General features: G+C 46.1%; 7 protein-coding genes and 1 rRNA gene (1 of these 8 cut by a window edge). All 8 read left to right on the plus strand.

Translation table 11 applies throughout. The features are described from left to right. Positions 1-1344: a chromosomal replication initiator protein DnaA gene (dnaA, locus tag NSQ39_RS00005; RefSeq protein WP_046129443.1), complete on the plus strand. Its 1344-nt coding sequence runs from the start codon at positions 1-3 to the stop codon at positions 1342-1344. Positions 1345-1512: 168 nt separating this feature from the next. Beyond that, positions 1513-2649, plus strand: a complete 1137-nt coding sequence (gene dnaN / locus NSQ39_RS00010; protein ID WP_046129444.1) for a DNA polymerase III subunit beta — start codon at positions 1513-1515, stop codon at positions 2647-2649. Positions 2650-2807: 158 nt separating this feature from the next. Continuing rightward, a complete protein-coding gene (gene yaaA, locus NSQ39_RS00015; protein WP_046129445.1) occupies positions 2808-3023 on the plus strand; it encodes a S4 domain-containing protein YaaA in 216 nt (71 codons plus the stop codon). 15 nt (positions 3024-3038) lie between these two features. Beyond that, on the plus strand, positions 3039-4151 hold the full coding sequence (gene recF / locus NSQ39_RS00020) for a DNA replication/repair protein RecF (RefSeq protein WP_175077328.1): 1113 nt from the start codon (positions 3039-3041) through the stop codon (positions 4149-4151). Between the two features lie 17 nt (positions 4152-4168). Beyond that, the gene (gene remB, locus NSQ39_RS00025; protein WP_046129447.1) at positions 4169-4411 is read left to right on the plus strand and encodes an extracellular matrix regulator RemB; all 243 of its coding nucleotides are present in this window, start codon (positions 4169-4171) and stop codon (positions 4409-4411) included. A gap of 47 nt (positions 4412-4458) precedes the next feature. Next, complete coding sequence (gene gyrB / locus NSQ39_RS00030) at positions 4459-6387, plus strand: DNA topoisomerase (ATP-hydrolyzing) subunit B (protein WP_175077329.1); 1929 nt, start codon at positions 4459-4461, stop codon at positions 6385-6387. 175 nt (positions 6388-6562) lie between these two features. Beyond that, positions 6563-9019 carry a DNA gyrase subunit A gene (gene gyrA, locus NSQ39_RS00035; protein WP_175077330.1) on the plus strand — a complete coding sequence of 819 codons (2457 nt, stop codon included), beginning with the start codon at positions 6563-6565 and terminating at the stop codon, positions 9017-9019. A 259-nt stretch (positions 9020-9278) separates the two neighbouring features. Continuing rightward, positions 9279-10000: ribosomal RNA gene (locus tag NSQ39_RS00040) — 16S ribosomal RNA — on the plus strand (it continues 828 nt past the right edge of the window).

The raw sequence follows: 10000 nt of genomic DNA on the forward strand, positions 1-10000 counted from the left end.
ATGAAAAATATTTCGGATCTTTGGAATCAAGCCCTCGGGCAGATCGAAAAAAAATTGAGCAAGCCCAGCTTTGAAACATGGATGAAGTCGACAAAGGCTCATTCATTGCAGGGCGATACGCTGATCATCACTGCTCCGAACGAGTTTGCACGCGACTGGCTTGAATCAAGATACCTTCACTTAATCGCGGATACGATTTACGATCTCACCGGGGAAGAACTCAGCATTAAATTTGTCATTCCTCAAAATCAAAATGAAGAAGAATTCATGCCGAAATCTCCTATCAAAAAAATGTCGAAAGAAGACGAACCGGCCGATTTTCCGCAAAATATGCTGAATCCCAAATATACATTCGACACTTTCGTTATAGGCTCCGGAAACCGATTCGCCCATGCCGCATCGCTGGCCGTGGCGGAAGCGCCTGCGAAAGCATACAACCCGCTGTTTATCTACGGGGGAGTCGGACTTGGAAAAACGCACTTAATGCATGCGATCGGACACTATGTCATCGACCATAATCCGTCTGCAAAAGTGGTGTATTCGTCTTCAGAAAAATTCACAAATGAGTTCATTAACTCGATCCGCGACAATAAAGCTGTCGATTTTCGCAATCGTTATCGAAATGTCGACGTTCTTTTGATAGATGATATTCAATTTTTAGCGGGAAAAGAACAAACGCAGGAGGAATTTTTCCATACGTTTAATACCCTGCACGAAGAATCGAAGCAGATCGTCATTTCGAGCGACCGGCCGCCTAAGGAAATTCCGACGCTAGAGGACCGCCTGCGCTCCCGCTTTGAATGGGGACTGATTACGGATATCACGCCTCCCGATCTGGAAACAAGGATCGCGATTTTAAGAAAGAAAGCAAAGGCAGAAGGTCTCGATATTCCGAATGAAGTGATGCTGTATATCGCCAATCAGATCGACAGCAACATCAGAGAACTGGAGGGCGCTTTAATTCGCGTCGTCGCATATTCTTCTTTAATCAATAAAGACATCAACGCCGATTTGGCTGCGGAAGCTTTGAAGGATATCATCCCTTCTTCTAAACCGAAAATTATTACGATCAAAGACATTCAGAGAGTCGTCGGCCAGCAGTTCAATATTAAGCTTGAGGATTTCAAAGCGAAAAAACGGACGAAATCAGTGGCCTTTCCGCGGCAGATCGCCATGTACCTATCAAGGGAAATGACCGATTCATCCCTGCCGAAAATCGGCGAAGAATTTGGAGGGCGCGACCATACGACGGTCATCCATGCCCATGAAAAAATATCGAAGCTGCTGAGTGACGATGAACAGCTCCAGCAGCAGATCAAAGAAATCAAAGAGCAGCTCAGGTAATGGGAAAGTGTGAATAACTTAAACATGGTCTTACACAGTCTGTCCACATGTGGATAGGCTGTGTTTCCTTTCGTTCTCAGCACTTATCCACAAATCCACAGCCCCTACTATTACTTCTGCTATTTTTATAAAACATAATAAATATAGATTCCCGCAAGGAGGATGATTATGAAGTTTACAATTCAAAAAGACCGTTTAGTCGAAAGTGTCCAGGATGTGTTGAAGGCCGTTTCTTCAAGAACAACGATCCCGATCTTAACTGGTATTAAAATCGTCGCTTCTGATGATGGAGTGTCTTTAACAGGCAGCGATTCCGATATTTCGATTGAATCGTTTATCCCGAAAGAAGACGGTGATTTGGAAATCGTAACGATTGAAAGGCCCGGAAGCATCGTTCTTCAAGCGCGTTTTTTCAGCGAGATCGTTAAAAAACTGCCGATGTCAACCGTCGAAATCGAGGTTCAAAATCAGTATTTGACGATTATCCGTTCAGGAAAAGCCGAATTTAACCTTAACGGATTGGATGCAAGCGAGTATCCGCTTTTGCCGCAAATTGAAGAGCATCATGCGTTTCAGATCCCGACAGATCTGTTGAAAAATCTGATTCGCCAAACCGTTTTTGCAGTGTCCACCTCAGAAACACGCCCAATCTTGACAGGTGTAAACTGGAACGTGACCGGCGGTGAATTAATATGCACTGCTACGGATAGCCACCGTCTGGCGCTGCGCAAAGCGAAGCTCGATATTAGCGAGGACAGCTCATATAACGTCGTGATTCCGGGAAAAAGCTTGACCGAGCTGAGCAAGATTCTCGACGATCATCAGGAGCTCGTCGATATCGTTATCACTGAAACGCAGGTATTGTTTAAGACGAAGAACGTTCTGTTCTTCTCAAGGCTCTTAGACGGCAATTATCCTGACACCAATCGTCTGATTCCTCAGGAAAGCAAAACGAATCTGATCGTCAATACAAAAGAATTTCTTCAGGCAATCGACAGGGCGTCATTGCTGGCGAGAGAAGGACGGAACAATGTGGTGAAGCTGTCCGCATCCGCTGATGAGTCCATCGAAATTTCTTCCAATTCTCCTGAAATCGGGAAGGTTGTCGAAACGGTGAATGCCGAACAAATCGAAGGGGAAGACTTAAAGATATCCTTTAGTCCGAAATATATGCTGGATGCTCTTAAAGTTCTTGAAGGAGAGGACATTCATGTCAGCTTTACAGGCGCAATGAGACCTTTTCTGATCCGCACCCCGAATGATGATTCGATCGTTCAATTAATTCTTCCTGTCCGGACGTATTAATCTGAAACTGAAGAAAGCTGCCGGGTGAGTCCGGCGGCTTTTCTCATTTTGCTGACGGAAAAGACGCTCTCTCCCATAGCGCTGTAACTTACCCCTTTCCTTCTTTCCCTGTTTTTTAGTACAATTAGATATTAGTGATATTGAAAGAGGTCGATAAAATGACAAAGACGGTGACGATTGATACAAACATGATTACCCTCGGCCAGTTTTTAAAATTGGCTGACGTCATTCAGTCGGGCGGAATGGCAAAATGGTTTTTATCAGAGCACGAGGTACTCGTAAATGGTGAACCGGATAACCGCCGCGGGCGCAAGCTGTATGTCGGTGATACCGTGACGATTGAAGGGTTCGGTTCATTCCAGGTCGTCGGCTGAAGCAGGTGATATTGATTGTATATCCAAAATCTTACATTATCATCTTACCGCAACTATGAGCGCGTTGAGCTCGAATTTGAAAACAAAGTGAACGTGATTATCGGAGAGAACGCACAAGGCAAGACAAATTTGATTGAAGCGATCTACGTGCTTGCGATGGCAAAATCTCACCGGACCTCTAATGACAAAGAACTCATACGGTGGGATCAAGACTATGCTAAAATAGAAGGCAGGGTCATTAAAAAAAACGGTCCTGTTCCAATCCAGCTCGTCATTTCCAAAAAAGGCAAAAAAGGAAAGGTCAATCATATTGAACAGCAGAAACTGAGCCAATATGTAGGCGCCGTTAACACGATCATGTTTGCTCCTGAAGATTTGAATCTTGTAAAAGGTAGCCCGCAGGTCAGGAGAAGATTTCTTGACATGGAAATCGGCCAAGTGTCACCCGTCTATCTTCATGACCTTTCTCATTACCAAAAAATCCTTTCACAGCGCAACCATTTCTTGAAGCAGCTACAAACGAGAAAACAGACAGATCAGACGATGCTTGACGTGCTGACGGAACAGCTTACGGAATTCGCGGCAAAGGTTGTGATGAAGCGGCTTCAATTTGTTGATCAGCTCGAAAAATGGGCTCAGCCCATCCATTCCGGAATTTCGCGAGGTCTGGAAGAACTGACGTTAAAGTATCATACGTCTCTTCACGTATCAGATTCGCCTGATTTGTCGAAAATGATCAATAGTTACCAAGAATCGTTTTCTAAATTAAGAGATAAAGAAATTGAACGGGGCGTTTCTTTGTCCGGCCCTCACAGAGACGATGTTCTGTTCTACGTCAACGGCCGGGATGTCCAAACCTACGGTTCACAAGGGCAGCAGCGGACGACTGCATTATCTCTCAAATTGGCGGAAATTGATTTGATTCAGGAAGAAATTGGGGAATACCCGATTTTGCTTTTGGATGATGTATTATCAGAGCTTGACGACTATCGGCAGTCTCACTTGCTCCACACCATTCAAGGGCGTGTTCAAACTTTCGTGACAACGACAAGCGTCGACGGGATTGATCATCAAACCTTAAACGAAGCAGGAATCTTTCGTGTTGCAAATGGCGCGCTATTGGACTGAAAAAATGGGGTGAGGGATTGTATATCCATTTAGGTGACGACTTTGTCGTCTCAACACGAGAAATTGTGGCTATTTTTGATTACAAGGCAAAGACATCGCCGATCGTTGAAGAGTTTTTAACAAAACAAAGCAAGCGGATTATCTCTTCAAACAGCACGCCGAAATCAATTGTTGTCACAGTTCAGACGATCTATTTTTCTCCTTTAGCCTCAAGCACGCTGAAAAAGCGGGCTCAATCCAAGCCGGAAATCGATTCATAAAGAATCTTAACTATAAATTTATTATGTTTGAAGAAAAGTGTAGGTGAATGTGCGTGGCAGCGGAACAGAATAATAATAACTACGATGAAAATCAGATACAGGTGCTGGAGGGCTTAGAAGCCGTCCGCAAGCGGCCCGGAATGTACATCGGGTCGACGAGCGGCAAAGGGCTTCACCATCTCGTATGGGAAATTGTCGATAACAGCATCGATGAGGCTTTGGCTGGCTATTGTACAGAGATCAACGTTGTCATCGAAAAAGACAACAGCATCACGGTAAAAGACAACGGCCGGGGGATTCCGGTCGGCATCCAGGAAAAAATGGGAAGGCCTGCCGTCGAGGTCATCATGACGGTACTGCATGCCGGCGGTAAGTTTGACGGAAGCGGGTATAAAGTTTCGGGCGGATTGCACGGCGTTGGAGCTTCCGTTGTCAACGCCCTTTCAACGGAGCTGGATGTAACGGTTTACAGAGACGGGAAAATTCATTACCAGGAATACGAGCGCGGCGTTCCAAAAGCCGATTTGAAAATCATCGGCGAGACGGACAGAACGGGAACGACGACCCATTTCGCTCCAGATCCTGAAATATTCACAGAAACGACTGTGTATGACTACGATACTCTCGCCACCCGCGTCCGCGAACTGGCGTTTTTGACAAAAGGCGTCAAAATCACGATTGAAGACAAACGCGAAGGACAAGAGCGCAAGAATGAATACTGCTATGAAGGCGGAATTAAAAGCTATGTCGAACACTTAAACCGCTCAAGGGAAGTGATCCATGAGGAGCCCGTCTACATCGAAGGTTCGAAAGACGGGATTACGATCGAAGTGGCACTTCAATACAACGACAGCTATACGAGCAACATTTATTCATTTGCCAATAACATTCATACGTATGAGGGCGGAACGCACGAAGCCGGGTTTAAAACGGGCTTGACGCGTGTTATCAACGATTACGCCAGAAAGAACGGCATATTCAAAGACAACGATCCAAATTTAAGCGGTGAAGACGTCCGGGAAGGTTTGACAGCGATCATTTCAATCAAGCATCCGGATCCTCAGTTTGAAGGTCAGACGAAAACGAAGCTCGGCAATTCGGAAGCCCGCACCATAACAGATGCCTTGTTTTCAGAAGCATTGGAAAAATTCCTGCTCGAAAACCCCGATTCAGCGAAAAAAATCGTGGAAAAAGGCGTTATGGCTGCAAGAGCACGGATGGCCGCAAAGAAAGCGCGCGAATTAACGCGCAGGAAAAGTGCGCTTGAAGTGTCTAATCTTCCGGGGAAATTGGCCGACTGTTCATCTAAAGACCCGTCGATTTCCGAGCTTTACATCGTTGAGGGTGACTCTGCGGGCGGATCGGCGAAACAAGGCCGGGACCGTCATTTCCAGGCGATTTTGCCTTTGCGGGGAAAAATTTTAAACGTTGAAAAAGCGCGCCTTGACAAAATTTTGTCAAACAATGAGGTACGCTCTATGATCACCGCGCTCGGCACCGGGATCGGGGAAGATTTCAACCTCGAAAAAGCCCGCTATCATAAAGTCGTCATTATGACGGATGCCGACGTCGACGGCGCACATATCAGAACATTGCTTTTGACCTTTTTCTACCGCTACATGCGGCAGATTATCGAAAAAGGCTATGTCTATATAGCACAGCCGCCATTATACAAAATACAGCAGGGAAAACGCGTGGAATATGCGTATAATGATCAGCAGCTCGATGAGATTTTAAAAGAGCTTCCGCAAACCCCTAAGCCCGGCCTGCAGCGCTATAAAGGTCTGGGAGAGATGAATGCGACGCAGCTCTGGGAAACGACGATGGACCCTGAAACGAGAACATTGCTTCAAGTGACGCTCAAAGACGCGATCGACGCCGATGAAACCTTTGAAATGCTCATGGGTGACAAGGTGGAGCCGCGGCGGAACTTCATTGAAGAAAATGCTCGTTATGTAAAGAACTTGGATATTTAATGCAGGTAAGACCTTATTTTTGAAATAAGGTCTTTTCTAAAATAGAGCCTTTACAATTTCATGTGTATAAATTCAAGATTATTGATATAATGGAGAATAGCTTTATTCGTTGAAAGAGTATAAATACAAATCTACTCCCACACAACTCATGTAGATTCTCCAGGGAGGTTTTTTAATGAGTGAACAACAAAAGCCCCAAGTCCAGGAAGTCAATATCAGTCAGGAAATGCGCACGTCTTTCTTAGACTATGCGATGAGTGTTATTGTTTCCCGCGCTCTTCCGGATGTAAGAGACGGGCTTAAGCCGGTGCATAGAAGAATTTTGTACGCGATGAACGACCTTGGGATGACAAGCGACAAGCCATACAAAAAATCTGCGCGGATCGTCGGCGAAGTTATCGGTAAGTACCACCCCCATGGTGATTCTGCCGTGTACGAAGCGATGGTCAGAATGGCGCAGGACTTCAACTATCGCTACATGCTTGTCCAAGGCCATGGGAACTTCGGTTCTGTCGACGGTGATTCGGCTGCGGCCATGCGTTATACAGAAGCGAGAATGTCGAAAATATCCATGGAAATTCTGCGCGATATTAATAAAGACACGATCGACTACCAAGACAACTATGACGGATCGGAAAGAGAACCGATTGTCATGCCTGCCAGATTTCCAAACCTTTTGGTCAACGGTGCAGCCGGGATCGCAGTCGGGATGGCGACAAATATCCCGCCTCATCAGCTCGGCGAAATAATTGACGGGGTTTTGGCACTCAGCAAAAATCCTGATATTACGCTTGCGGAATTAATGGAAATCATTCCGGGGCCAGATTTTCCGACAGCCGGATTGATTTTGGGAAGAAGCGGAATCCGCAAAGCCTACGAAACAGGCCGCGGCTCGATTACGATTCGCGCTAAAGCCCAAATCGAAGAAGCATCCTCAGGCAAACAGTCCATTATTATTACGGAAATCCCTTATCAGGTGAATAAAGCGAAGCTGATCGAAAAAATCGCCGATCTTGTCCGCGATAAGAAAATCGAGGGCATTACAGACCTTCGCGATGAATCAGACCGGAACGGAATGCGGATCGTCATCGAGCTGAGAAGGGACGCAAATGCAAATGTTCTGTTAAATAATTTGTACAAGCAGACGGCTCTTCAAACATCATTTGGCATCAATCTTTTGGCACTCGTCGACGGACAGCCGAAAGTATTAAGCTTAAAGCAGTGTCTCGGTCATTATCTCGATCACCAAAAAGTCGTGATCAAAAGGCGGACGGCATACGAACTTCGCAAAGCGGAAGCGAGAGCCCATATTCTCGAAGGCTTGAGAGTGGCTCTTGACCACCTTGATGAAGTTATTTCCTTAATCAGAAACTCGCAAACGGCCGAAATTGCGAAAAACGGGTTAATCGAGACATTCTCATTAACTGAAAAACAAGCCCAAGCTATTTTGGACATGCGTCTTCAGCGTTTAACAGGATTGGAGCGCGAAAAAATTGAAGAGGAGTATCAAGAATTAATCAAGCTGATCGCCGAATTAAAAGCGATTTTAGCAGACGAAGAAAAAGTTCTTGAAATCATCCGGGAAGAGCTGACAGAAATTAAAGAGCGATTTAACGATGAGCGCCGGACGGAGATCGTCACATCCGGTCTTGAGACGATTGAAGACGAAGACCTGATTACGAGAGAAAACATCGTCGTCACGTTAACCCATAACGGCTATATCAAACGCCTGCCTTCTTCCACTTACCGAAGCCAAAAACGCGGCGGAAAAGGAATTCAGGGAATGGGAACAAATGAAGACGATTTTGTTGAACATCTGATTTCCACATCGACCCATGATACGCTGCTCTTTTTCTCAAACAAAGGGAAAGTCTACCGTGCGAAGGGTTATGAAATTCCTGAATTCGGACGGACGGCGAAGGGAATTCCGATCATCAACCTTCTGGAAGTCGATAAAGGGGAATGGATCAATGCGATCATTCCGGTGAGCGAGTTTGATGAGTCATATTTGTTCTTTACGACAAAACACGGCATCTCAAAACGGACGCCGCTTTCTCAATTCGCCAATATTCGCAATAACGGTTTAATCGCCTTAAGCCTTCGCGATGAAGATGAACTGATGGCTGTCCGCCTGACTGACGGCAATAAACAGATCATCATCGGAACGAGAAACGGTCTTTTGATCCGCTTTCCTGAAAGCGATGTGCGGCAGATGGGAAGAACCGCTGCCGGTGTTAAAGGAATCACGCTCACAGACGACGATATCGTTGTCGGCATGGAGATTCTTGAAGAGGATGCCGATGTCTTGATCGTAACCGAAAACGGATACGGAAAACGGACGCCTGCTTCAGAATACAGAACACAGAGCCGTGGAGGAAAAGGCTTAAAGACGTGCAAGATCACGGAAAATAACGGACCTCTTGTTACGGTGAAAGCGACAAGAGGAGAGGAAGATTTAATGATCATCACCGCCAGCGGCGTGATCATTCGGATGGACATTAATGACATTTCCGTTACCGGCCGTGTTACGCAGGGTGTCCGCCTCATTCGGTTAGCTGATCAGGAGCATGTATCTACCGTAGCCTTGGTCGAAAAAGATGAAGAACATGAGACAGAAGAAGATGAATCGTAAATGAAAGTGCAGCCTTGTGGCTGCGCTTTTTTTATCTTTTCTTCCGATAGATTATGTGTTATAATCTTTTTTGGTCGCGAATGAAAAAGATAAAAAAAACTTTTTTGAAAAAAGTGTTGACCGCTTGTCTAATAAATGCTATATTTAAGTGGTCGCCTTGAGAGCGGCAACGAAGTTCTTTGAAAACTAAACAAGACAAAACGTACCTGTTAATTCAAATAAATCGCACATAAACGTGCGTAGTCATTTTCAAACTTTTTTTATGGAGAGTTTGATCCTGGCTCAGGACGAACGCTGGCGGCGTGCCTAATACATGCAAGTCGAGCGGACCGACGGGAGCTTGCTCCCTTAGGTCAGCGGCGGACGGGTGAGTAACACGTGGGTAACCTGCCTGTAAGACTGGGATAACTCCGGGAAACCGGGGCTAATACCGGATGCTTGTTTGAACCGCATGGTTCAAACATAAAAGGTGGCTTTTCGCTACCACTTACAGATGGACCCGCGGCGCATTAGCTAGTTGGTGGGGTAACGGCTCACCAAGGCGACGATGCGTAGCCGACCTGAGAGGGTGATCGGCCACACTGGGACTGAGACACGGCCCAGACTCCTACGGGAGGCAGCAGTAGGGAATCTTCCGCAATGGACGAAAGTCTGACGGAGCAACGCCGCGTGAGTGATGAAGGTTTTCGGATCGTAAAACTCTGTTGTTAGGGAAGAACATGTACCGTTCGAATAGGGCGGTACCTTGACGGTACCTAACCAGAAAGCCACGGCTAACTACGTGCCAGCAGCCGCGGTAATACGTAGGTGGCAAGCGTTGTCCGGAATTATTGGGCGTAAAGCGCGCGCAGGCGGTTCTTTAAGTCTGATGTGAAAGCCCCCGGCTCAACCGGGGAGGGTCATTGGAAACTGGGGAACTTGAGTGCAGAAGAGGAGAGTGGAATTCCACGTGTAGCGGTGAAATGCGTAGAGATGTGGAGG

The sequence above is a fragment of the Bacillus sp. FSL W8-0848 genome (assembly GCF_038007805.1).
In the GTDB taxonomy this organism is placed as follows: Bacteria; Bacillota; Bacilli; order Bacillales; family Bacillaceae; genus Bacillus; species Bacillus glycinifermentans.